Genomic DNA, 25,156 nt, shown 5'->3' with positions numbered 1-25,156 from the left:
TCACAAAAAGTGCGTCCTGTATATTAACTTAAATCTTTAAACATAGTCGTTGTAAGTAATGTAGCCAGTTAGTTAAGACACCAATTTAATTTTAAATTTAATTGTCTATGTTTACCGCTTTTTCCTTTAGCTGCACTACGGAGAGGGGCCTGGCCGGGCTTTTTAAAATACGCACCTATTAAAATTTCATTTTATATTTTTTCAACTACTAATCACTATTTATGATCAAAACTTTACTGTTAAGTATTGTTGTGCTATTTTCGTTTTCAAACATCTTTGCTCAGCAACGAATAATAACCGGAAAGGTTACCGAAAGCGAAACAAGTGCAATATTACCCGGGGTTTCTGTTACCGTAAAAGGTACTACCATTGGGGTAAATACCAATAGCGAGGGGCGCTATTCTCTAAGCGTTCCGTCCAACGCAAGCGTGTTGGTTTTCACACAGGTTGGCATGCAGCCCACCGAAATAAGCATTAATAATCAAAATGTAATCAACGTTCAGCTTAAGCCTGATAGCAGGCAGTTGAGCGAAGTGATTGTCAACGCTATTGGTGTTGAAACCCAGCGCGATAAATTTGCGTCTTCAGTATCAACAGTAAAAGGTAAAAACATAGCGCAAAGCGGCGAAACCAACCTGCTAACCGGAATGAGCAACAAGCTTTCAGGGGTATTAATTACCCGTAACGGCGGTGACCCGGGCTCAGGCGGATACATACAGGTACGCGGACAAAATACCATTAACGGCAACGCACAACCCTTGTTTATTGTAGACGGGATGCCGGTAAGCAACTCTAATGATAATTTGGGTGCCGCTGCTGCAAATGGTATTGTACAGCAATCGCGTATTAATGACATTAACCCTGAGGATATTGAAAGCATGGAGGTGTTAAAAGGTGCTTCGGCTGCGGCCTTATGGGGTACCCGTGCGGCTAATGGCGTAATCATCATCAAAACCAAACGCGGTAGAAACACTAACGGAAAGTTAAATATTACTTATAAATCAACCATTTCGTTTGATCGGGTAAATAAACTGCCTTCATTACAAACTGCTTACGGGCAAGGTTCCGGTGGGTTTTACAATCAGGGTAACAAAGTAAGCTTTGGTGATTTAATTGCATCACGTACAGGTGGAAGCGATACTTACATCACATCACCAAACGCTTCAGGCTACCAGGGTTATGTTACCTTCCCTGACGGATCGCAGCGATACGCCATAGCATCAGGTAATGCGGCTAATCCACACGGTGGGAAAAATTCTACCGAAACTTACGACCACTATAAAGACATATTCAGAACCGGCCATTTTTGGGAGAATAACCTTACGCTGAGTGGTGGCGATAGCAAATCAACGTTTTTGATGAGCTATGGTAATCTTACCCAAAATGGTGTTGCCAAAGCATTTAGCAAATATGGCCGTAATACCGCCCGCGTTAATGCTGCCTCACAATTTAATAGTTGGCTGCGTGGATCTGCCAACATCAGCTATGCAAAAATCAATTCACAGCGTAACCAGGAAGGCGACAACGTGGATGGACTGATGCTGGCGGCCACCCGCACACCGGCCGATTTTGATAACCGTTACTATACCGGAACCTACACCAGCACAACAGGAGAGATGTTCCAAAATGCGCATGTATCATACCGTAACCCGTTGGGAAAAGATCTCGGAACGATATATGCCAACCCAATATGGAATTTGTACAATAATCGCAACAGCAGCGATGTGGACCGTTTCACCGGAACATTTGAACTGAACATTACACCTGTAAACTGGCTAAGCGTTACAGGCCGTGCCGGTATTGATAACTTTACCGAAGACCGTACCGAGCGCTTTGCGCGCAACTCGGCTACGTTTTTAAACGGTTACTTATCAAAAAACCTGCTGATGGAAAAACAGTTTAATACTGACGTTTTTGCCAGTGCCAATAAAACCTGGAGCGACCAGTTTAAAGGCACATTGCTGGTAGGTTTTAATTACAACAACAGACGACGCAGCACACGCTCAGATGCTATTTCAAATTTAATTGTTCCTACAGCGCCTGATATTTTAACCAATGCCCTTAACTCTAATTTAATAGCCGGCAATACCACTTCACTCATAAGAACTTACGCTTACTACCTTCAAACTGATGTTGAAGCGCTTGATATGTTTTACCTAACGCTAACCGGCCGTAGCGAAAGTGCTTCCACCTTTGGCAACAAAACCAGCAGCAGCTTTTTCTTTCCGTCGGCAGCGCTGGCCTGGCAATTAACTAAATTAAAGGCGTTCAATAATCTTACATTCCTTGATTTTGCCAAGCTGCGTGCAACCTGGGGACAAGTGGGTATACAGCCGCAACCTTATCAAAACTTTACGGCATTTAGTCCGGCAATTTATGGCGATACCTTTACCCGTGGCCTTTCATCAGCAAGTGCGCTTTACGGCGGAGGTTACAGCCGAAGCTTTGTTGAAGGTAACAACTACTTAAAGCCTGAGCGTAAAACTGAGACGGAATTAGGCCTTGATTTACGCATGTTTAAAAGCCGCGTAACTTTTTCAACTACCGTTTACACCAATAAAACCAAAGATGTTATCCTGTCGCTTAACGTACCTAACGAAACAGGCTTTACCGTTCGCAATACCAACGCAGCCGTGTTGTCAAACAAAGGTATTGAGTTTGATGCAGGTGCTGACGTGTTGAATGTTAACGCCTTCAGATGGAACCTGTCGGCTAATTTTTCAGCCAACCGCAGCAAGGTGAATTCTTTGGCCGGTACTACGGTGTATACCTTGCCTGATGCCTTCCTGGGATTAGCATCACTCATACCGGGTCAGGCGTTTGGCTCGTTTTATTCTACCGATTTCCTTAAAGACGGGTCGGGTAAGTATATTTTAGATAATAATGGTTTTCCTCAGCCGGGTATAAGTAACGAAATTGTGGGTAACCCTAACCCTAAGTGGCAGGGAGGCCTGGGTACTACGCTATCCTACAAGAAACTGTCGTTGTACGTGCTGTTCAGTAGGGTTGCAGGTAACGCAATTTTTAACGGTACACGTGGTTCGCTGTACAGCATAGGTACTCATGCTGATCAAGGGCAAACAGCCATTGCACCTGCAGGGGGTGTTAGAGATGTAAGTGGTGCATTGATTCCGGCAGGTACTTCGTTCCAGGGCTATGTTACCGATTTTGGTGCAGGCCCGGTAGCTATTAACCAGGCGTGGTGGCAGGGGCGTGGCTCGGCCAGTAACACGGCTTCGTACAAACAGTTCGTAGAAGATGGCAGTGCTACCCGTTTACGTGAGGTTACACTTACTTACACGTTGAACTCGCCGGCATTTCAGCGTTTAACACATCTTGCTGCGGTAGATTTTAGCGTTACGGGAAGAAACATGGTGCTTTGGACCAAGTACACCGGCGTTGACCCTGAGACTAATGTAACAGGAGCCGGTCTGTCCCGCGGTCAGGACTGGTTCAATAACCCTAACACCCGCTCCTTATTATTTTCATTACAAATCAGGTATTAATTTAATTCCGGTTTGCATTTAAGCTATATATGAAGAATTTAACTACTGTAATCATTATATGTGCCGCTTTCACCAGTAGCGTGTTAAGCAGCTGTTCAAAATTATTTGAAAACCCCGATATCAATACCAACCCTAATGCCGTAACCAATGTGGATTTGCCCACACTAATGGGTGGAACTTTATTAGGAGTAGGTTTGCTGCATGAAGATACCGATGTAAGGATAGCCTCCATGTGGGCGGGCGAATTGAACGGATTGGCGCGCGCTCACCTCGGTTATTCGCAATACATTGTATCTGCCCAAAACTTCACCTGGAGCCCGCTATACCCGGTGGCTGGCCAGGCAAGGCTGATGCAGTTGAAGGCAGACTCCATAGGTAATGCCTGGGGAAAAGGAATTGGACAGGTTTTAGAAGCTATGGTTCTAGCCAAAGCTACAGCCTTGTACGGAGATGTGCCTTACAGCCAGGCTTTTGATGCTGCCAGGTACCCAACACCAGCATTTGACAAGCAACTTGATGTATATAGTGCGCTGCAAGTTACATTGGACAATGCCATTACCAACCTTTCGGCAGCTACAGGCTCTGCTTACCCTGCAAAAGACTTTATTTACAAAGGCGATGTTAAAAAATGGCTTGCCGCCGCTAACACTCTTAAAGCGCGTTTGTACCTGCATACCGGCAACTATGCACAGGCTGTAAGATATGCACAGCAGGGCATAAGCAGTTCTGCTGGCGATGCGTTGATGCCTCACGGCACCGCTATAGGAGTTGACATTAATCAGAACTATGATTTCTTTGCCGTATCGCGGATTGGCGATACCGGTTTTGATGGCGCTTATTTACCAAAACTGATGCAGTCGCGCATAGGTTCGGCCAATACTAAAACAGATGAAACCGCACTGTATAACTACTTCTTTAAAAAGGGTATTACAGCTACTAACAGTTTGGATGGTAATACCGTTGATGGCGCGTTTGTGGCAGCTGCGCCTCAGCCGTTGGTTACTTACTATGAAAACCAATTAATTTTGGCCGAAGCACAGGCAAGGTTAGGGCAAAATAACGAAGCTTTGAACGCTTTAAATAATGTGAGGGCAAGCTTAAACAATGGCATTATTAACGGACGCACTTTTGATGCAACCGGCCGCAGGTATGATGCCTACACACTTGCCGACTTTGGTGTTGCTGGCTTGGCTAATAGTACAGGTGCGGCTAATGTGCAGGTAGCTTTACTGTATGAAATTATTTCACAACGTTACATTTGTTTCCTGATGCAGTATGAGGCATTTAATGATTACCGCCGCCTGGCAAGTGCTGTGCCGGTGGTGCAATTGCCTATTCCGTTGTATATCGGTACGCAAAAGCCACAGCGGTTTATTTACCCGCAGGTTGAAATTAACACCAACCCAAATGTGCCTAAGCCGCTTGCCAGTCAGTTTACTAAACTTCCGGTGTTTCCTTAATCAGGAGAGATAGATTTCAGCCGCTACCTATGAAATTAAACAAACGGTTATCTACTTTGGCGGAACGTGTTTCGTTGAGATATTTTACCTTTATTGCTTTGTATTTTGCCGAAGGCTTGCCCATGGGCATCTTGTTTATCGGTATACCGGCCTGGATGGCCATGAACAATAAAACCGTTACAGAAATTGGTGCCTTTGATGTGGCCTGTGCCATGCCATGGACTTTTAAGTTCTTTATTGCGCCAATGATGGATAGATATACATTTTTACCCATGGGCCGTAAGCGCCCCTGGGTAATTATATGCCAGTTAGGCTTATTTATAAGTTTGCTGATAATGGCATGTATAAAAGATCCGCTCAACCATTTATCGTTACTGGTTGCAGGCGGGTTCCTGGTATCGGTTTTTGGGGCTGCGCAGGATGCTGCAACCGATGGTCTTGCTGTAGATAACATACCTGCTGAAGAGCAAGCGCGCGCCAATGCTTTTATGGGCGGCGCAAGGATGATTGGAAGCTCATGTGCGCTAGCCTTAAGCACTTGGTTGCTCGAAAAATATAACTTTTTTGTATCAACAGCTACCATAGGGATTATGGTAGGCTTGGTTACGTTAGTGCCATTACTTATAAGGGAACACCAGGAAGAACGACTGCTTCCGTGGTCGGAGGGGCAGGCAAACCCCGTTAATAAGGAAATCCAGATTAACAGTTGGGTTGAAATGTACCGTTCGCTGTACGCTGCCTTTAGTCTGAAAAATGCCTTTCTGCTGGCTTCGCTACTGTTTTTGTCGCAAGGATCATATAACTATTTTGAAAAGCTGCTCCCAATATTCGCAGTGAAGATTACCGGCTGGACGCATGTTTATTATTCAAATGCGTTTGCCGTGGCCGACCTTACCGGCGGCATTGCCGGTATTTTGTTAGGCGGATGGCTTATTGAGCGTTTCGGTATCAAGCGCATGATTTATATTTATTTCTTTTTCATCTGCGCACAAACATTACTGCTGAGTTCTCTTAGCCAATACTGGAAGGATTCGAATTACCTGTACAGCTATATAATTGTTTACCGTTGGGTGAATGCCTTTGCTAAAATTGGTGTATTTGCCATTGCTATGCAATGCTGCTCAAAGCGGGTATCTGCAAGTCAGTTTACATTTTACATGACTATAGGTGCAGTAGGATCGATGGTAGGGGCGGCGTTGATCAGTCCCGCAAAAAATAACTTTAGCTGGGAAGTATCTTTTTTGTTTTTTGCTGTTATGATGATTTTATGTGCTATTAACCTTCGCGCTTTAAACATTAAGAAGTTAGAACATCAAATTGAAGAGTTGGAGCACCAGCGTAAATAACATTATGTGAAAATGGGCTTTTAATATGGATTTTGCGAAATGCTGCCTCTCAATTGCTCATCCGTGGGTTTTTGAACGATGGTTATGTTATCTGCCTGATCCATTTTAATTAAGCCCATTTTTTGAAATGCTTTTAACCAGCGTTGCATGGGCAAAATATTCCATTTTTGACGGTACCGCATGGCGTTTTCAATGATGGAATCAAAGTAATTTAAAGGTGGATCGTGCTTATCATGATACTGATGCAGTACATAATTTTGAACAAAGAATAACTTGATTCCCTGCTGATTAAACATCATGGCAAAATCAGTATCCTCTGCACCATAACCTAAAAAAGATTCATCAAAGCCTCCAATATTTTCAAACGTTTGTTTTTGAATCCCAAAAATTAACGACCAGAATTGCAGATGCTCAACCGGCTCGCCCACCGGTAAATGTTCCCGCGCAGGGTGGCTAACTGCTTCATGTTTTAGTGCGGCATAATTGCCTGTCTCCGGAACAAACGGCAGATATAAAGGATAAGCTGTAATAATGTTTTGAGGTTGTAATTGCGCCAGCATGTTTTCAAATAAGGTTGGCGATACAATGCAGTCTACATCAATAAAAATAATATTGCCTGTTTTTGTAGCCTTTATACCTGCATTGCGTGCGGCAGCTAATGGCAGCTTGTGCGAATCATCTATTACATGAATGCTCACATTCAGGCCGGAAGGAGGCATAATTTCATCAGCATTGTCCATACAAACAACCTGTACATCATACGGTAGGAGAGTTGAAGCTTGCACAGACTGAAGCAGGTTAGCTAATTGCTTACGCCTTCCTTTAACAATGGTTACAATACTAAATTCAGGCATACCACTCTTTCATTTGTTGCGCTATTAATTGGGGTGATGATGCACTTGTTAGGCTTTTTTTAGGTTTGAAAGTTTTAGCTTTTGCTATCAGCTCCTGCCACTGTTTTGCGTTAAAAGTTTCTTCAGCCAAGAGCGCAATACCCTTATTTGCTAGGACCTGAGCATGCACTGCCTGCTCATTGTAAGGCCGAGGTTCAGGCAGTAAAATTAAACGTTTGTTAAGCGACAGCAATTCGGCAATGGTGTTTTGTCCGGCTGCAGTAATTACTATCTCTGCAACAATAGCTTTGCTAACATCATCCACTTTGCCAAGCAGTGTGCAATTATTACCTAAATTATAACTTTGCTTATTGCCTACGATAGTGAAACGGGTGTTCTCATCCTGGGTAATATTTTTTAGTATACGCTCTTCACAATTATCGTAGCCTAATAGTACGGTCACGTTATTGATTTCAGGTAGTGAGTTTTGTTCTATATCAAGTTCGGCATACTTTGAGATATATCCGCTATAAAAGGTTTTAAATGCAAATTGATAGTCTTCCTGTTCAACAAATGAAGGGAAGTGTGCTATGATATGATCTGCAAGTTGATGTGCAAACACCTGAGTGGGGTCATCCGTAACATCACCGTGCAAATGGACTAAAACAACAGGTACACCCATGCCTCTTACCATAATGGCCAGCTCAGGAACGCCATCGCAATAAAATGCTTTCGGCCGGTAATGTTCTATGGCTTCGGCAAGTGCTTTTGCACGTTGGGCAGGTTCAACAGCGTATGGGGTAACTTCAAAAGCTCTAGAAAACGTATGCTCAGGTATTACGTAGCCGTCAGGATATTTTGGGGGCAGCTCAATTACTTTAACATCATGCTTACCGTTAATATAACCGGTTATTTCACTGTTTGTAGTTACTGCTATTACGTCAAAAAACTCTAATAATGCAGGGTATAACATATTAAACGTTGCCCTATGCCCGTTGCCGTGTGCGTGCACAAAGTAAAATAGGGTAGGCTTGCTCATGAATGTGCCTCTTTAGCCAAGCGTTCATAAACCCTAACATAGGCTGCAGTAGTTTTTGCCATATCGAACGATGCTGCGAAGTTTCTGCAGGCTTCAGGAGTTGACTTTTTAGCAACTTGGAGTGGTTCTATCAAATCCTGCCAGTTGTGAGAATCAGCAGTAATTGAAACTTGCGGATCTCGGAGTTCAGGTGGTATAGCACTGCTGAATCCTACAACAGGTAAACCGCTGGCAAGCATCTCAATGGTGGCTAAACCAAAAGGCTCCTCCCAGGTAGCGGTTGCTAAGAATGCAGAAGCGCCTGCCACCAATTTACGTAACTGTTGCTGTGTAACGTGAGATATGTATTCTATATGCTCATTCAATTGTGGTTTAACATGGTCATTAAAATAGTTCTGGTCGAAAATAGAGCCTACTATTTTAAGTGGCTGTTGTAAGTGATTTGCCAGATGAATAGCGGCTTCAACGTTCTTTTCTTTGGCAATACGCCCGCTCCAGAGTAAATACCCGTCGGTATTACGTGCGTTTACCTCCCAATTTTCAAGTGGTATTCCATTTAAAATTACCTCCACGTCCTGACCTAGAGATGTCTTCCACTGTTCGCTCATTCTGCCTGAAATTCCGATAGGTGTAACCGGAGCATGCTTTATAAAAAACTTGTACATCAGTTCAAACCGTTCTGATGGGGGTAAATGCACGGTAAGTACGGCCGGGGTTTTAAATAGCGCACCCAGTGAGTAAATTTCAGGTATGTATGAGTTATAATGGATAACATCATACCCGCTAACGTCAAATGCTCCGTATTGTAGCGTTTGGTAGTTCTGCTGCCCGACCTCCTCATTGGTTGGCCTGTACGAATCATCTTTCATGCTAAGCTCACTTTCCCCAAATTCAATTACCTGGAAAAGGTTCCTTTCATCAGCATCTTTTGCTATCACATCTACTGTATGCCCGGTACGCACCAATTCGTTGGCGTGTTCAACAATAAACGCTTCGGTACCTCCGCTATATGGTTCGCGCAGCGAAATAAATGGTCCTGCAACTATGAGTATCTTCATAATAACTTCTCAAAGTAGGTTATATAGCGCTCAGCCATTGTAGTTAAAGAAAATTTTTGCGCGTGTTGCCGTACCTTTTCGCTGTCAAGCAACATGGCCTCTTTTATTGCTTTTGTAAGAGAGGCTACGTTCTTTTGATCGGCAACAACTCCGCTGTCAATATCTACAAGTTCATGAAAAGCTCCGCGATTAAAACCCGCTACAGGCACCCCTGCCGACATGGCTTCAATATTTGTAAGGCCAAACGGCTCTTCCCATCTAACAGCATTCACCATTGCCGCTGCTCCCTTCATGTTTGATAGCGTATTTGCTTGTGTTAAATGCCCAAGGGACGTATCATCAGGTGTCATGCGTGGTTTAATCTGTTCGTCAAAATACTCCACATCATCAACTGGCCCGCCAAACTTTAAGGGCATATTCAATTCATGCGCGGCATCTAAAACTATATCAAGTCCTTTGGCATGTACAATCCTCCCAAACCAAAATAGGTAGTTGCTGCTAGTGCGTACAAGTGGCCATTTATCAAGGTCTACACCATTATAAATAACCGTTGAGCCATTGTTAGTGTACGGCGCCCAAGTGCTTTGAAAAGATTTTGAAGGCAAAATAAAATGCAGGTTTGCTGAATGCGATGATATTTTAATTGCAGCTTTCAGCTTATTGGTTGGAGGCGTATGTATGGTAGTAACTACTGGAATTTGAGCCTTCATGCCCCAAATTACAGGTAACTCATGTGTAGAATTATTATGAACGATGTCGAAGTTTTGTTGTTCAATATCCCTTAATATGGATAAATACTCATCATTTTCGTAAAGCTCAAACTGCTTGTCTTCCCTGTGTTCGCTACCGTAAAATGCTTTAACGTTTAATTCAGGGTCACTATCGGCATGAGCATACAAGGTTATCTGGTGCCCCAATTTTATAAAGGCTTTACACAGTGAATGCGTAAAAGCCTCCAAGCCTCCGCGAAAGGGTTCGGCTATGGGTAATCGGGTTTTGGCTATAACGGCAATTTTCATGAGCCAGCTTAATTTGAAGATTGGGGTTGCTCAGAGGCAATTTGCATTATGCAGCTGTCTGTAAATATGTCTTCCATAAATACAGTTTCATTTAGCAATACTTTTTTATAGAGGTCGAGGTATTCAACAGTCATACTTTTAACATTCATATTTGATGCAAATACTCTGCAGGTATCTGAATTAATGATTTGGCTTTGCTCAACTAATTCTGCCAGGTCTTGCCATCGGGGGGGAGCTATGGTTAAAACGCTTTCATGTTTCCAGTTGGGTGGTACTGCGGTGGTGAAACCCACAACAGGTACGCCGCTTGCCAGCATTTCCAGCGCCGCCAGGCCAAAAGGTTCTTGCCAAGTGGCGGTGGCAAGGTAAGCTATCGCATTTTTGGCTAAGCTGCGAAGTTCTCGTTGTGTTACATGCCCAACATATTGAATTTGACTGTTGAGATGAGGCTTAACCATTTCATCAAAGTAATGCTGATCCGTAATCCTTCCGGCAATAATGAGCGGTAGTTGCATATATATTGCCAGGCTAATGGCAGCGGCAACGTTTTTTTCTTCATTAATACGTGCCGACCATAGCAGATATTTACCACCCCTTTTGCCATTTGCAGGCCATAAGTTTATATCTATACCATTAGATATAAGCGGTATATCCAGGCCAAGCGCATAATCCCATTGTTGTTTTACTCTTTCCGATATCGCAATAAATGTAATATTGCCACATTGAGCCAGTTCCTGATACGCTGAGACGCGTTTGTCGTCTGCCGGTGAGTGCAATGTTAAAAACAGAGGTTTATTAAATTTCAACCCAGCAGTTATCAGGTGAGGGTAAAACATGTTGTAATGCACAACATCATATTTATCAGTGCTGAGTCTTTCAAACTGACTTTTTTCTTCCGCAATATTGTTGTATTCAAATTGCTTTGAGGTGGAGGCTGAAAACGGATTTACGAGTGTGAATTTTGCATCAGCATCGGCCTCTTCGGCAACAATATCAACATTGTGCCCTTCATCAATAAGCTGGTTGGCAAGTGAAACCATAAACGCTTCAATACCGCTGTTGTATGGCTCTTTCAGTGATATGCCAGGACCTGACACCAATAAAATATTCATATTAAAAAGTACCTATCTGTGTAGCTAATTAGTTATCCGTCATAAAAGGCTACATACAGAGGTCATCAAGACTGATGTGCGTGGCTTTTCAATAAGATTGATTTATATTCTATAAAAAATAAAAGGCTTAAATGTTTAAGTAATGAAAAATATAGATGGGAATATAAAGTTTTAAAACAATACTAACTTGTACTTACAGCGCGGCACAACCATGAATTATTTATTGCACCCGCAGATACTTAGTGAATGTACAGTATATTAGCTTTTTTTTCTCTGCTTAAGATAATTTAAATACCCTTTGGGCTTAGCTGAATCCTCTGCATGAAGTTTTTGCATTTTAAATCTGATTTCTTTATAAGCTTTATTAGCGCTGTACTTTTGCTAGACATATTTTCATGCCATAGTCCATCAAATAAAAATAACGTCGCCAGGAAAAAAGTAACAGAAAGCGCAGTTGAAGTTATATACGTAAAAACAAATGGAGACATAGCTGCTGAAAATATGGTACTTATACCAGCAGGCAGCTTTATGATGGGAGGTGACGGCAATGAAGCTGCAGACGATGAGCTACCTAAACATAAAGTTAAGTTAAAAGCTTTTTGGATGGACGAACATGAGGTAACCAATGCACAGTTTTCTAAGTTCGTTGGTGCAACGGGCTATATTACTACCGCCGAACGCAAACCGCAATGGAGCCAGTTAAAACAACAATTACCACCCGGAACGCCTGAGCCTCCAGATAGCCTGCTTAAACCAGCCTCACTGGTATTCACACCGCCAAGCCATGCAGTTAATTTGCAAGACTATGGCCAATGGTGGAGTTGGATGCCCGGTGCCAGCTGGAAGCACCCTGACGGAAAGAATAGTAATATAAAAGGGAAAGAGAACTACCCCGTTGTACATATAAGCTGGGAAGACGCTACAGCCTATTGCAAATGGGTAGGTAAACGCTTACCAACCGAGGCCGAGTGGGAGTATGCAGCACGTGGCGGCCTGTATAATAATATATATCCGTGGGGTAACGAGCACATTGATGCGGGTAAACCCAAGGCCAATACTTGGCAAGGGGAATTCCCCAACAACAACACGTTAAATGACGGGTTTTACAATTTGGCACCTGTTAAATGTTTTAAACCTAATGGGTACAAGCTTTATGATATGGCAGGTAACGTTTGGGAATGGTGTGCTGATTGGTACAGTGCTAATGCGTACAAAAACTTGCCTGCAGTAGTAAACAACCCTAAAGGACCTGTAAGTAGTTATGACCCCGAGGAGCCTTACGCAAAAAAGAAAGTGACCAGAGGCGGATCATTTATGTGCAATGATAGCTATTGCTCCGGTTACCGCTCGGCACGTCGCATGAAAAGCAGCTTCGACTCGGGTATGAGTAACTTAGGTTTTAGGTGCGTACGCGATAAGTAAATGCCGAGAAGTTAGTTTTTTAAGTCAGAAGCATTGTGATGGGATGCATAGGCAGGCATCCTCCACCGTTTTAAAATACGATGAGAGTAGCTAACAGTTGTATGTAAAGTAAGTCGGTAATTTCAATATGACTTTTCAAAAAACGTGTAGCCTGGCTTATTTGATTTTCAACTGTTCTTTTTGAGATTTTGAGGCGTTCCGCAATTTCATCGTTAGACAGATCCTCCTTTTTACTTAAAATAAAAATCTCTCTGCACCTGGCAGGGAGGGGCTTAAGGTATTGTTCTAACTTATAAAAAAGCTCGTCTTTACCATAACGGTTAACGGCAATGTTTTCTACAACAGGCAACAAATAATCTATATCATTTTCTGATGTATCAACCAAATGCGGTTTAGCGGCATTAATTTTTAAGTGCTTGTAGCAGTTAAATCGTACTGCTGTAAGCAAGTAGGCTGGGAAGGATGTAATTACCAATTGGTGTCTGCGGTTCCAAAGCGTTATAAATATGTCGTGCACTATTTCCAAACTGGTATGTTCATCATCCAGGTACTTTATAGCGGTTTTAAAAAGTTTATACCAATACTTTTCAAAAAGCTCACGAAAAGCTTGATCATCGTCGGCTTGTATAGCCGACCACAATTCAGGATCAAATAGTTTGGACATATAATTGGTTATCCCAAATAACAAAAAATAATATGACTTTTCAAAAAAAGCTTTTCCAAAAAATATTTTCAAAAGCGTGTGAGTCAGCCATATTGATTTGGCACTCATATAACAGAACCACACCAAATGGACCGGGAAGAATACCTAAAACTTGCAGCTAAATATTTAAACGGAAAGTGCACCCCTGAAGAGGAGGCTGCATTGATGTCTTATTCTGACGGTATATCATTTGATGACGATCAACCAGATGAGATACCGGCAAAGCATTTATTTGCCTACAAGCTGTTAAAAGGAAAAATAGACAACCACATACAAAAAACTAAGGTTAACAAAAGCAACAATGTCCGCTACTTTAAATGGATAGGCGCTGCTGCTGCCATATTAGTTTTTGCCTTAGGAGCAGTGTTGATCTTAAATTTTCCACGGCCTACTGCAACTATACAAATCACCTACAAGCCAAAAAAACCCGTTGCAAATAAAGGCACTGCACTCATATTAGCCAATGGCGAACAAGTGGATTTGAGCACTGGTAAATCACAAAGCTTAAACAATAAATCTGCGCAAATTGAGCAGGTAACCAAAGGTCATATCAAATACCGCGGAGGCGTTGCAACTGATCAGCAACCATTGGTTTATCATACTGTTGCCACTCCGGTTGGCGAACATTATGAGTTAGAATTATCAGACGGTAGCAAAATTTGGCTTAATGCACAATCATCGGTAAAGTTCCCGGTGTTGTTTAGTAAATCCCATCGCGATATTGAGATTAGCGGCGAGGCCTACTTTGAGGTAGCAAAAAATAAAGTCGCACCATTTACCGTGTCTGTTAACGGAACTGCTATACGCGTTTTAGGCACCCATTTCAATGTTTCTGCCTACCCGGGCGAGCATACTGTAAATACCACGTTGCTTGAAGGTTCGGTTGAGTTGGTTGCCGGCGAACATAAAACTTTATTATCTCCGGGAAAAATTGGCATTGTTGATCCGGTAAAACAAAGTTTTAAGGTTGAGGATGCAGATATTGATCAAACTATGGCTTGGAAGGGCGGCCTGTTCGTTTTTCGTGATGAGAATATTTGCGAAGTAATGAAAATTGCAGCCCGCTGGTACGGTGTCGATATTGAAGTTGCCGATGATGTTAAAAATAAAACCTTTGGTGGTACCGTATCACAAAACCGCAGCCTAACCGATTTTATGGAACTCATTAAACTAACAGGGGGCATTAACTACAAAATTACAGGAAGGAAGGTAACCGTCATGAAATAATTTTCACCGGCGGTTGAAAAAAGGAAAAGCCGAAAGCGCTGCAACGCTCCCGGCATTTTTAAATCAGCCGTAAATAAGAATGTAATCGACACAAACCAATTACTAAACTAATTAAACCAAATGTATGAAAATTTAACTGCAAAAATTTGCAGGTGCTATTTCTATGCGCAAAAACCTTTACTAATTATGAAACTTACTTTCGCGTTGCTGCTGCTTGCTCTTTTGGAAGTGAGCGCTACTGCCATAGCTCAAAAAGTAAGTATTACACAACGCAATGCCACCTTAAAAGTGGTGCTGGAGGAAATCAGGAAACAGAGCGGATACGAAATTTTGTATGATGCTGAACTGATTAAGCAAGTCAAAAACATATCAATTACAGTAGAGCAGGTTAGTGTTGATGAGGCATTAAAAAAATGCCTTGAAAATCAACCGCTTACTTACGTTATTAAAAACAAAACCATTGCGATAATACCTATTCGCCCAACTCAAAATGCTCCTGGGGCGGCTTTACAAATAAAAGGTACCGTTACCGATGAAGACAAGAAACCCTTACCCGGCGTTAATATTCGCCTCAAAGGGGGCGGTGTCGCTGCGGTAACCTCGGCAACAGGTCAGTTCAGTATTAGTGTGCCCGATGCTAATGCCATACTGGTATTTAGCATGGTTGGCTTTGAATCGCGCGAGGTTAAGGTACCTGCTGATAATACGCCGGTTACCGTAACACTAAAGCAAATAAGTAGCCGGCTTGATGATATTGTGGTGGTGGGCTATGGTACGCAGCGCAAATCAGATGTTACCGGTTCGGTAGCAGGTATAAAGGAGCGCGAGATACAACAAGCCAAGTCAGTATCGTTTATGGAGGCCATGCAAGGCCGCTTGTCGGGTGTACAGGTTACCTCATCATCGGGCGAGCCGGGTAGTGCCGTTAACGTAACCATACGTGGTACCAACTCATTTAACGCAGGTACACAGCCACTTTACGTTATTGACGGGGTGCAAATTGATGTAAACAATGCCGAAGCCGCCAGTTCGGGCAGGGGCAGCACATCGTTAACTAATCCGCTTGCAGGTATCAATCCGTCAGACATTACCTCAATGGAGGTACTTAAGGATGCATCAGCTACAGCCATATTTGGCTCACGTGGAGCTAACGGTGTTATTGTAATTACTACCAAATCGGGTAAAAATAATTCTTCAGTACTCGAATTAAATACATACGGCGGTATAAGCTGGGCACCAAAACATATACAAATGCTTGGCGCGCAAGATTATGCTTATTACCGCTTTGCCACATTAACTGCTGATGGTAATTATGCCATAGACGTAAATAACGACAAGGTTATTGACTTCCGGGACCGGGTTAAAGATTTGAGCGGGGAAGTAAGCCATGATTGGCAGAAGGAAGCGTTACGCCATGCAGCCACGCAAAGCTACAATGTGAGCTATAGCGGTGGTAACTCGCGCACTAACTTTTTAACGTCGGCATCATACCTTAACCAGCAAGGCGTTTTAATTAACAACAAGTACGAGCGTTACGGTTTGCTTATGAAAATAAACCACAACGCTACCGATAGGCTAAAATTGGGCGCTAACGTAAACTTGTCGCACGCAATAGGCTCTGGTGTATCATCCAACGGTGGTAATGATGTGCCCAACTACATTGGCCTTATGCAAATGCTGGTAATGACCCGTCCGGTTAATGCGCCAGACCCTACACAACTGGCACTTGACCCCGATGGCGGCTCATTTTCTAACCCGTTAGATTTTGCCAACCTCTCATACAAAAGAAGCCCTCTATCAAGGGTGTTAACCGATATTAACGCCAACTACCGCATTATAAACGGTTTAAACCTTGATGCCCGCGCTGGCGCTGTTCTTACATTTTCTAAGAGCGGAGAGTTTTACCCAAGCACCGTTTCATGGGGCTACCCGGTAAATGGTTTGGCGCTGTTAAACACCAGCAACACTACCAACTGGTACCAAACTACCACCCTTACCTACAACAAGCGCATTGCCAAAGATCACTCTTTTACAGCCTTAGCCGGTTTTGAGGTAAACTCATACCAGCAGGAAGCATCAAGCTGGATTGGGCAGGGTTTTGATGTGCAAAATATCAACCCTATTGATAATATATCAACTGCAAATGTATTGCCTGCCCCGCCCAGCACCGATAAGCAACGGTATATACGTGTATCGCAATTTGCACGTTTGAACTACTCATTTAAAGATAGGTATTTGTTAACCGCAACTTTGCGTAACGATGCTTCATCAAAGTTAGCCGAAGGCAATAAATCGGCAAGGTTTCCAAGTGTTGGCTTAGCGTGGCGTGCTTCAAAGGAAAACTTCATGAAGAATATCTCTGCTATTTCTGACCTGAAATTCAGGGGAAGTTTTGGCTTAACCGGCAACGAAAGAATACCGCCTTACCAATCATTATCTACATTGGCACCGGTATATTACTCTACGCCTAACAACACCGCATCATTAGGTTTCGCACCTAACCTTATTGCCAACCCTATACTTACCTGGGAAACTACCAAAGCATACGATGCAGGTTTTGACCTGAGCTTGCTAAAAGACCGCATTAGCATTACCGCAGATGTTTACCTTAAGCAAACAAAAGACCTTTTGCTACAGGCCGACGTTCCGGCACAGTCGGGCTTTATGCGCCAGTACCAAAACTTAGGTCAGATTGACAATCGTGGCCTTGAGGTTGCCCTTAATACCATTAACATTCGTACCGGCAATTTCAACTGGAGTTCTAACATCAATATATCCATGAACCGCAATAAGGTGGTATCATTAGGTAGCGTTAGCTTTATACCAGTTACTGTACGCGGCGGTGTAATTTCAACCGTTGGACGTGTAATTGTTGGTCAGCCTATTGGTACAGCTTACGGCTATGTGTTTGATGGCATTTATCAAATCAGTGATTTTGGTATAAAAACTACAGCGGGTGCGCCGGTAGATCCATCAACCATTACCAGCGCTAATATTGCCAGCTTTGTTTATACGCCTAACAGCGGGGTGCCTGCAATGAGCACACGCTCAGCACGTCCGGGTGATAAAAAGTTTAAAGACTTAAATGGTGATGGTGTTATCAATGATCGCGATCGTACAATGATCAGCAACAGTAATCCTAAACATTACGGAGGTTTTAGCAACAACTTTACCTATAAAAATTTTGATTTAAGCGTGCTGTTCAACTGGTCGTACGGTAACGAGGTGCTTAACCTTGGCCGGTCAAAACTCGAAGCCGGACAGTCGTTTTTTGCAAACGTTACGCAGGAGTACTGGGACAATCGCTGGTTACCAGAAAGACCATCAAACGAATACCCTATCCTTAACGAGCAAAGCAAGCTGGATGTATCATCATACTACGTTGAAGATGCTTCGTTTTTACGCTTAAGAAATATGACCATTGGTTATACGCTTAACAAATCTGCCTTTCTCAAAAAAATAGGGGTTAGCGGTTTAAGGATATATGCTACAGGCGTAAACCTTTACACCTGGACTAACTATAAAGGCTTTGATCCGGAGGTTGCTTCATACACTCCTTTACTGCCGGGGGTTGATAACATATCGTACCCACGCGAACGCTCGGTAATATTTGGGCTAAACTTTAAATTTTAATTATGAATCGTATACTTACTATTATGATAGCAGCACTTGCCCTTGTATGCGGTTCGTGCAAAAAGTTATTAGAAGAGAAGCCTTATTCAGTGGTATCTACCGGCAATTTTTACCAAACTGCAAGTGATGCCGAGCTGGCTTTAACCGGGGTTTATGATGTGCTTAACACTCCAAGTGTACAGGGTTTAGGCAACCAGGCGCTTTGGGGCCGTGGTATACATTATATGACCAACCTTGGGGTTGATGATCTTACGCAGGATGTTAGGTTCAGCGTTGGTGTGCCCGAGCTGGTACCATTTTACAACTATACCTACACCTCAGAAAACCTGTTGATATGGTACTCCTATTTTACCTTTTACGCAGGCATCAACAGGGCCAACTTTGTAATCGACAAAGTTCCATCCATTAACATGAATGCCGCCCGCCGTGCACAAATAGTGGGCGAGGCCAAACTTTTACGCGGATTGTTTTATACATATTTGAGTTGGCTATGGGGTGGCGTACCGGTTATTACCAAAACCGATCCTGACTTTACTTCGCCACGATCAACCCTTCAGCAGGTATTACAGCAGGCTAAAGATGATTTGAAAGCGGCTTATGATGTGCTGCCAAGCCGCAACGCCATAGCCGGCCGTATGAACAAGTATTCGGCATCGGGCTTTTTAGCCAAGGTGTACTTATATGAAGCCTCGGGCAAGCAAAACAACGTTGGTAAGGATCTTAACTTTCCACTAAATAGCCTTGATTATGTTGACGTAGCTGCTTCATACGCTGAAGCCCTTAAGTATTGTAAGGATATATACGACAACAGCGGCTACAAGCTTTTAAGGCCATACAATAACCTGTTCCTTTCGGCAACCGAAGTTTCAGCGCGCGATGAAAACATGATGATTGTACAATCGGGCGCAGGTGGCAACCAGGAATACATTCTGTTCTCGCAGTTATCAGGGCCAAGAGGCAACACGCGCGATAACAGCGGTACAAGCGGATTTTTACGCCCCGTGCGCGAATCATACACCAAGTTGAACGCAAACGACGGACGCATTTCCACCTTTAGCGGACTGTTGAATACCACTACCAATTTTACCACGGTAAATGGTTACAAGTATTATACGCCCGACCCTATAGCTGCTAACCTGGCTAATTTATCAACCAACAAATGGCGCGAAGATGATACCAAAGCGCGTGCTGCCCGAGGTGTTGTAGTATGGGGCGGTGAGGCTGATTTTGCCATATTACGGTTTGCCGATATCATACTGATGTATGCCGAGGCACGCTTTCAAACCGGTGATGAGGCCGGCGCAAGAACCCTGCTCCGAGAAGTAAGGCTACGAGCTTGCGCAGATGATGTTGCCAAAACCAACCTTATTACCACGGCTTACCTAAAACCCAGTTTTATGGATGAGTTGATGGATGAGCGCGGACGTGAACTTGCTGCTGAAGGTTGGCGGAGGATTGACCTTATACGCACCGGAAGGATAGCAAGCGTGGTGAGCAATTTAAGTACCACCGTTTTATTCACCGGGCAGGATCCTGTTTCGGTTAGGCAAAACTTTCAGCCGTATAAAATATGGTATCCAATACCAAGCCGCGACATAGCAACAAACCCTAGCCTTATTCAAAACCCGGGTTATTAAGTTTCAGCAAAAGATCAATATACATATCAAATCGGTCGGGCAACTGGTGCTTTATTGCTCCGTGGGTCAGGTATTGTTGCCGGGCCGGTTTTATGACGAATAAAAAACGCTGTTAAAAATGCAGCAAGCTTAAATATCATGAGAAACCTTTTTTGCCTTTTGTTTTGTATTTGCGTTGGCAAGCTTGCTTTCCCGCAACAATCACAGGTGGTTAACTACGTTGACCCTTTCATTGGTACCGGTGGTACGGGTCACACTTATCCGGGGGCCACGGTTCCTAACGGCATGGTGCAGCTAAGTCCCGAAACCGGTTACGCTGGCTGGAACTACTGTGCCGGTTACCGGCATGAGGATAGTACCATTTTAGGCTTTTCGCACACCCACCTAAGCGGAACGGGGGCGTTAGACCTGGGCGATATTTTACTCATGCCATTTACCGGCAAAGTAACGCCCCAGGAGTATTACAAAAGTTCTTTCTCTCACCAGGACGAAAAAGCAAGTGTTGGTTATTACGCCGTAAAGCTAAAAACCTTTGATGTTAAGGCTGAACTTACGGCATCGGCTCACGTGGGCATGCACCGTTACAGTTATCCTGCCAAACAAGTTGCCAATTTACTGCTCGATTTGCGCCATGGCTTGGTGGGCGAAAGTCCCGGTAACCTTGACAGGCATGTAATGGAAAGCAGTTTTAAAATTGAGAACCGTACCACGCTCTCAGGATATACCATTACCAACGGCTGGGCCGGCCGCAAACATGTGTATTTTGTAATGCAGCTTAATCAGCCTTTTAATAGCTACACCTGGGTTTCTGACTCAACCGCAAAGCGTAACCAAAGGGCAGTGTTCCAATTTAACAAGCCCGACCGGTCGCAGGTAATTGTTAAAGTCGGTATATCTAGCGTAAGCATTGAAAATGCCCGTCAAAATCTTAAAGAAGAGGCAGGTAATCTTGACTTTGATCAGTTACACCAACGCGCACGCCAACAATGGGAACGGGAACTTGCCTGTGTAGATATTGACGCTTCAAAGTCCCAAAAGCAAATTTTTTACACGGCCTTGTATCATGCCCTGGTGGCGCCAAACAATATTGCCGATGTTAACGGGCAATACCGCGGCGCTGATAACAAAGTGTATACATCGCCTGGCAAAGCCTACTATTCAACCTTGTCATTGTGGGATACCTTCAGGGCGCTAAATTCGCTATATACTATTCTATATCCTCAAAAAACAAATGGCATTGTTGCCAGCATGATTGATCATTACAAGGTGGTTGGCTACCTGCCTATATGGACGTTGTGGGGGCATGAAAACTTTTGTATGATTGGCAATCATGCCGTGCCGGTTATTGCCGATGCTTACCTAAAAGGCATACGCAATTATGATACCGCCAAGGCTTACGAGGCCATACGCACCAGCCTTACCGCTAACCACCGCAATTCTGAATGGGATCTTTATAACAAATACGGTTACCTGCCATCTGACCTTTATAAAGTAGAATCTGTATCAACTACGCTCGAGAATGGTGTAGACGACTGGAGCGCAGCGCAGGTGGCTAAAGCAATGGGCAAAACGGCCGATTACCAGATGTTTACCAAACGGTCTGGCTTTTATAAAAACCTATTCGATCGGTCAACCAACCTAATGCGTGGCAAAAACAGCGACGGAACGTGGGTGAAACCTTTCGATCAGTTCAAAATATCACACGCCAATACATCTGGAGGCGATTACACCGAGGGTAACGCCTGGCATTACAGCTGGCACGTAATGCAAGATGTAGACGGATTGATAAATCTTTACGGAGGTAAAAAACGTTTCGTTTCAAAGCTGGACAGCCTGTTTGCGCTTGATTCAAAAGTTTATGGCGATGGTGCCACTGTTGACGTAAGCGGCCTTATTGGTCAGTACGTTCAGGGTAACGAACCTAGCCATCATGTGGCTTATTTGTATACACTGGCCGGCGCGCCTTACAAAACACAGGAAAAGATAAATCAGATTATAAATACCTTATACAGCAACCAACCCGATGGCCTGAGCGGTAACGATGACTGCGGCCAAATGAGTGCCTGGTATATATTCAGTACATTGGGTTTTTACCCTGTAAATTCGGCTTCGGGGCAATACGTTTTTGGGGTGCCTGCGTTTAAAAAGGCAACCCTAAAGTTAGGCGGTAAGTCTTTTGTTGTGGAAGCAAAAAACCTGAGCGATCGTAACCGATACATAAGCCGCATACAACTCAACGGCAAGCCATATACCTTGCCTTACATCACCCATGCTGCTATCATGAAAGGCGGGCAACTTACTTTCGAGATGACGGATAAGCCATCTATAGCTTCACTAACCAATTAAAATAAACTGAACCATGACCAGGATTTTAAAAATGGTAACTGCTGCAGCTTGTTTGGCTGCGCTTACATCATTTGTAAATTATAAACCCTTTAGGCTATTTGTGCTTGGCGATAGTATATCACTGCAATATGGTGCCGATTTGGGCAAGTATTTAGGCGAGGGATATATTATTGAAAGAAAGACAGGCGATTCTGTAGCATTTAAAAATCTTGACATTCCGGTAGGGTCCAACGGTGGCGACTCGCGTATGGTACTCAAATACCTTAAAAGCAAGGTAAACGACCCATCTTTTAACCCCGACCTTTTTGTGCTCAACTGTGGTTTGCACGATGTAAAGAAGGAGCCAGTCACCGGTAAAATAGCAGTTGAAGAAGCCGATTACCGCAGCAACCTGGAACAGATTTATAAACTTATCTCACAAAAAAAGATTCCGATGATGTGGGTAAGAACCACAGGTATCATTGACTCTATTCATCGAAGAAATAAAGGTTTCAGTCGCTTTAATAAAGATATTAAACTGTACAATCACATAGCCGATGAGGTGTTCACCGCCCATCAGGTTCCTGAAATTGACCTTTACTCCTTTACCGAAGCACAGGGAGACAACCGTTTTGTAGATCATGCACATTACACACCAGAGGTGCGTAAGCTACAGGCCGCTTACATAGCCGGCTCCATAAGGTTATGGAAACAAACATCAAACTTTAAAAACAAGTAAATCCATGCAAAATAACACCCATTATATAATTACAAATCAATCCACGCCATTGTCGGATCGTGCCAGGCGTTTAGGGCGCAATATGTCGTCCTGCTTATTGGCTACGGCAATATTACTAACGTTTAATCACACCGCGCAGGCCCAAAGCGGTAAGCACTACGAGCTTAAATCACCCGATCAAAAGATATCTGTTGCAGTTGATGCCGGCAGTTCGTTGCAGTGGTCGGTTAAACACAACAGTACGGAGGTAATTAAACCTTCGGCAATTGCTGTGCAGTTGCAAGGCATGCTTTTGGGCAGTAATGTAAAGGTTGCCAGCACAAAACAACGCGATGTGAACAACGTTATTAAAACCACATTGTACAAAAGGGCCGAAGTGAGCGACAAGTATCACGAATTGGTGCTTGATTGCAAAGGTGGTTATCAGGTTCAGTTTAGGGTTTATAACGAAGGCGTTGCCTATCGGTTCGTGCTCAATCGAAAAGATTCGGTTAACGTACTATCTGAGCTATCAACCTTTGATTTTGCTGGCAATCCTACAGCCTACATCCCTTACGTTGACCCTAAGCGCAGCGCCGCCGATAGGTATCAATCATCGTTCGAGAATATTTACACTCATTTACCGCTGGCCTCAGCAGCTAAAGATTCACTTGCATTTTTACCCTTGTTGGTTGAACTTGCTGACGGTAAGAAAGCCGTTATTACAGAGGCCGACCTGGAAGATTATCCGGGCATGTATCTTAAAAGAGGTAGTTCGCCAAACGCCCTCGTATCAGATATGGCACCTGCGCCAAAAAAAGAAAAGCGTGGTGGTTACAACAATGTACAATCGGTAGTTACCGAACGTGAAAATTACATTGCTAAAATCAGCGGCAAACGGGCCTTGCCATGGCGCCTGATAGCTATAAGCGAGCAGGACAAGGATTTGCTCGATAACGATTTGGTATATAACCTGGCCTCCCCGTCGCGCGTAGCCAATACCGGTTGGATTAAACCGGGCAAGGTTGCCTGGGATTGGTGGAACGACTGGAACATATCAAAGGTTGATTTTAGGGCCGGTATTAATACCACTACCTACAAGTACTACATTGATTTTGCGGCTGCCAATAAGCTGGAATATATTATGCTTGATGAAGGATGGTCGGAAAAGGCCGACATCATGAAGATCATACCTGATTTAAATCTTCAGGAAATTATTGACTACGGCCGCAGTAAAAATGTTGGCGTATGGCTATGGACAGGTATGTACACCCTTAACCAAAAAATGGACGAAGCTTATGACCATTACGCCAAAATGGGCATTAAAGGTTTCAAAATAGATTTTATAAACCGCGATGACCAAAAAATGGTGGGCTTTTACTATAGAGCTGCCAAAAAAGCTGCCGAGCGGAATTTACTGGTAGATTTTCATGGAGCTTACAAGCCAACCGGTTTAAACAGAACGTACCCCAATGTGTTGAATTTTGAAGGCGTTTTTGGCATCGAAAGCTTTAAGGCATTGCGCAAGGAGGTTGATTTTCCGGGTTATGAAACTTTAGTGCCCTACATCAGGATGCTGGCGGGCCCGCTGGATCATACGCCGGGCGCTATGCGTAACGCTACTAAAAAGCAATATGTTACCTCGTACAGTATGCCCATGAGCCAGGGCACCCGCTGCCACCAGGTAGCGCTATATATTACCTATGAGGCACCGCTTAATATGCTATCTGATAATCCTACCATTTACATGAAGGAGCAGGAAACCACCGATTTTATAGCAGCCGTACCCACCGTTTTTGACGAAACCGTACCGCTTGGCGGCAAAGTAGGCGAGTACACCGTTTTGGCGCGCCGTAAAGGGAACCAATGGTTTGTAGCTGCACTTAACAACTGGACGGCTCGCGAAATAGAGGTCGATCTGTCGCCATTGGGTAAAACTGCTTTTAACGCAGTAATTATGAAAGACGGCATAAACGCCGACCGCGATGCCACCGATTACAAAAAGGAAAATGCAACCGTGAACACAGGCACCAAAATTAAGGTGAACCTGGCGCCGGGTGGTGGCTGGGCAGCGCGTTTAACCGCTAAATAATAAACTCCGTCAATCAATTAACAACC

Annotated in this window: 16 protein-coding genes; 10 read left to right on the top strand and 6 right to left on the bottom strand. The window is 43.7% G+C overall.

Annotation, left to right across the window (positions count from 1 at the left end; translation table 11 throughout):
- Nucleotides 1–221 precede the first annotated feature (221 nt).
- The 3 genes from GO816_RS17930 to GO816_RS17920 are packed head-to-tail and all read left to right on the top strand — an operon-like array spanning nt 222 to nt 6,312.
- The gene (locus tag GO816_RS17930) at nt 222–3,506 is read left to right on the top strand and encodes a SusC/RagA family TonB-linked outer membrane protein (RefSeq protein ID WP_157543334.1); all 3,285 of its coding nucleotides are present in this window, start codon (nt 222–224) and stop codon (nt 3,504–3,506) included.
- Nucleotides 3,507–3,535: 29 nt separating this feature from the next.
- Entirely contained in the window at nt 3,536–4,966 is a 1,431-nt protein-coding gene (locus GO816_RS17925) for a SusD/RagB family nutrient-binding outer membrane lipoprotein (RefSeq protein WP_157543333.1), read from the top strand.
- A gap of 29 nt (nt 4,967–4,995) precedes the next feature.
- Entirely contained in the window at nt 4,996–6,312 is a 1,317-nt protein-coding gene (locus GO816_RS17920; protein ID WP_157543332.1) for an MFS transporter, read from the top strand.
- A 20-nt stretch (nt 6,313–6,332) separates the two neighbouring features.
- Here GO816_RS17920 and GO816_RS17915 read toward each other — a convergent pair whose 3' ends face one another.
- From GO816_RS17915 to GO816_RS17895, 5 genes are read right to left on the bottom strand one after another with little or no spacing between them, the layout of a single operon-like run.
- Entirely contained in the window at nt 6,333–7,166 is an 834-nt protein-coding gene (locus GO816_RS17915) for a glycosyltransferase family 2 protein (RefSeq protein WP_157543331.1), read from the bottom strand.
- The gene (locus tag GO816_RS17910) at nt 7,159–8,184 is read right to left on the bottom strand and encodes a glycosyltransferase (RefSeq protein WP_157543330.1); all 1,026 of its coding nucleotides are present in this window, start codon (nt 8,182–8,184) and stop codon (nt 7,159–7,161) included. The genes GO816_RS17915 and GO816_RS17910 overlap by 8 nt, the downstream gene beginning before the upstream one ends.
- Entirely contained in the window at nt 8,181–9,242 is a 1,062-nt protein-coding gene (locus tag GO816_RS17905) for a glycosyltransferase (RefSeq protein WP_157543329.1), read from the bottom strand. Before GO816_RS17905 ends, GO816_RS17910 begins: the two co-directional genes overlap by 4 nt.
- The gene (locus tag GO816_RS17900) at nt 9,239–10,261 is read right to left on the bottom strand and encodes a glycosyltransferase (RefSeq protein WP_157543328.1); all 1,023 of its coding nucleotides are present in this window, start codon (nt 10,259–10,261) and stop codon (nt 9,239–9,241) included. The genes GO816_RS17905 and GO816_RS17900 overlap by 4 nt, the downstream gene beginning before the upstream one ends.
- An 8-nt stretch (nt 10,262–10,269) precedes the next feature.
- Entirely contained in the window at nt 10,270–11,373 is a 1,104-nt protein-coding gene (locus GO816_RS17895) for a glycosyltransferase (RefSeq protein ID WP_157543327.1), read from the bottom strand.
- A gap of 321 nt (nt 11,374–11,694) precedes the next feature.
- Here GO816_RS17895 and GO816_RS17890 point away from each other — a divergent pair, with 321 nt between their 5' ends.
- Nucleotides 11,695–12,795, top strand: coding sequence for a formylglycine-generating enzyme family protein (locus tag GO816_RS17890; RefSeq protein ID WP_157543326.1), 1,101 nt, complete (start codon nt 11,695–11,697; stop codon nt 12,793–12,795).
- A 70-nt stretch (nt 12,796–12,865) separates the two neighbouring features.
- Here the strand turns inward: GO816_RS17890 and GO816_RS17885 are convergent, their stop codons facing one another.
- The gene (locus GO816_RS17885) at nt 12,866–13,459 is read right to left on the bottom strand and encodes an RNA polymerase sigma factor (RefSeq protein ID WP_198171571.1); all 594 of its coding nucleotides are present in this window, start codon (nt 13,457–13,459) and stop codon (nt 12,866–12,868) included.
- Nucleotides 13,460–13,585: 126 nt separating this feature from the next.
- Between GO816_RS17885 and GO816_RS17880 the strand changes: the two genes are divergently transcribed.
- The 6 genes from GO816_RS17880 to GO816_RS17855 all read left to right on the top strand — a co-directional run bounded on the left by GO816_RS17880 (nt 13,586) and on the right by GO816_RS17855 (nt 25,130).
- Nucleotides 13,586–14,725 (top strand): FecR family protein, encoded by a 1,140-nt coding sequence (locus GO816_RS17880; RefSeq protein ID WP_157543324.1) that lies wholly within the window; start codon nt 13,586–13,588, stop codon nt 14,723–14,725.
- Between the two features lie 186 nt (nt 14,726–14,911).
- Nucleotides 14,912–18,358, top strand: coding sequence for a TonB-dependent receptor (locus tag GO816_RS17875; protein ID WP_198171570.1), 3,447 nt, complete (start codon nt 14,912–14,914; stop codon nt 18,356–18,358).
- 2 nt (nt 18,359–18,360) lie between these two features.
- The gene (locus GO816_RS17870; RefSeq protein WP_157543322.1) at nt 18,361–19,995 is read left to right on the top strand and encodes a RagB/SusD family nutrient uptake outer membrane protein; all 1,635 of its coding nucleotides are present in this window, start codon (nt 18,361–18,363) and stop codon (nt 19,993–19,995) included.
- A 138-nt stretch (nt 19,996–20,133) separates the two neighbouring features.
- Nucleotides 20,134–22,341 carry a GH92 family glycosyl hydrolase gene (locus GO816_RS17865; protein WP_157543321.1) on the top strand — a complete coding sequence of 736 codons (2,208 nt, stop codon included), beginning with the start codon at nt 20,134–20,136 and terminating at the stop codon, nt 22,339–22,341.
- A 13-nt stretch (nt 22,342–22,354) separates the two neighbouring features.
- A complete protein-coding gene (locus GO816_RS17860; protein ID WP_157543320.1) occupies nt 22,355–23,059 on the top strand; it encodes an SGNH/GDSL hydrolase family protein in 705 nt (234 codons plus the stop codon).
- A 4-nt stretch (nt 23,060–23,063) separates the two neighbouring features.
- Entirely contained in the window at nt 23,064–25,130 is a 2,067-nt protein-coding gene (locus GO816_RS17855) for a glycoside hydrolase family 97 protein (RefSeq protein ID WP_198171569.1), read from the top strand.
- Nucleotides 25,131–25,156 lie beyond the last annotated feature (26 nt).

Origin of the sequence: Mucilaginibacter aquatilis, assembly GCF_009755275.1 — a bacterium.
Classification (GTDB): Bacteria; Bacteroidota; Bacteroidia; order Sphingobacteriales; family Sphingobacteriaceae; genus Mucilaginibacter; species Mucilaginibacter aquatilis.
The sequence above is the reverse complement of the archived record's forward strand: the minus strand, read 5'-3'. Positions and strand labels throughout refer to the sequence as shown.

Bases quoted from the DNA above. Each gene is read 5' to 3' on its own strand.
- GO816_RS17870 (WP_157543322.1), top strand. From the start codon at position 18,361: ATGAATCGTATACTTACTATTATGATAGCAGCACTTGCCCTTGTATGC.
- GO816_RS17855 (WP_198171569.1), top strand. From the start codon at position 23,064: ATGCAAAATAACACCCATTATATAATTACAAATCAATCCACGCCATTG.
- GO816_RS17915 (WP_157543331.1), bottom strand. From the start codon at position 7,166: ATGCCTGAATTTAGTATTGTAACCATTGTTAAAGGAAGGCGTAAGCAA.
- GO816_RS17900 (WP_157543328.1), bottom strand. From the start codon at position 10,261: ATGAAAATTGCCGTTATAGCCAAAACCCGATTACCCATAGCCGAACCC.
- GO816_RS17895 (WP_157543327.1), bottom strand. From the start codon at position 11,373: ATGAATATTTTATTGGTGTCAGGTCCTGGCATATCACTGAAAGAGCCA.
- GO816_RS17920 (WP_157543332.1), top strand. From the start codon at position 4,996: ATGAAATTAAACAAACGGTTATCTACTTTGGCGGAACGTGTTTCGTTG.
- GO816_RS17905 (WP_157543329.1), bottom strand. From the start codon at position 9,242: ATGAAGATACTCATAGTTGCAGGACCATTTATTTCGCTGCGCGAACCA.
- GO816_RS17925 (WP_157543333.1), top strand. From the start codon at position 3,536: ATGAAGAATTTAACTACTGTAATCATTATATGTGCCGCTTTCACCAGT.
- GO816_RS17885 (WP_198171571.1), bottom strand. From the start codon at position 13,459: ATGTCCAAACTATTTGATCCTGAATTGTGGTCGGCTATACAAGCCGAC.
- GO816_RS17860 (WP_157543320.1), top strand. From the start codon at position 22,355: ATGACCAGGATTTTAAAAATGGTAACTGCTGCAGCTTGTTTGGCTGCG.
- GO816_RS17865 (WP_157543321.1), top strand. From the start codon at position 20,134: ATGAGAAACCTTTTTTGCCTTTTGTTTTGTATTTGCGTTGGCAAGCTT.
- GO816_RS17930 (WP_157543334.1), top strand. From the start codon at position 222: ATGATCAAAACTTTACTGTTAAGTATTGTTGTGCTATTTTCGTTTTCA.
- GO816_RS17875 (WP_198171570.1), top strand. From the start codon at position 14,912: ATGAAACTTACTTTCGCGTTGCTGCTGCTTGCTCTTTTGGAAGTGAGC.
- GO816_RS17910 (WP_157543330.1), bottom strand. From the start codon at position 8,184: ATGAGCAAGCCTACCCTATTTTACTTTGTGCACGCACACGGCAACGGG.
- GO816_RS17890 (WP_157543326.1), top strand. From the start codon at position 11,695: ATGAAGTTTTTGCATTTTAAATCTGATTTCTTTATAAGCTTTATTAGC.
- GO816_RS17880 (WP_157543324.1), top strand. From the start codon at position 13,586: ATGGACCGGGAAGAATACCTAAAACTTGCAGCTAAATATTTAAACGGA.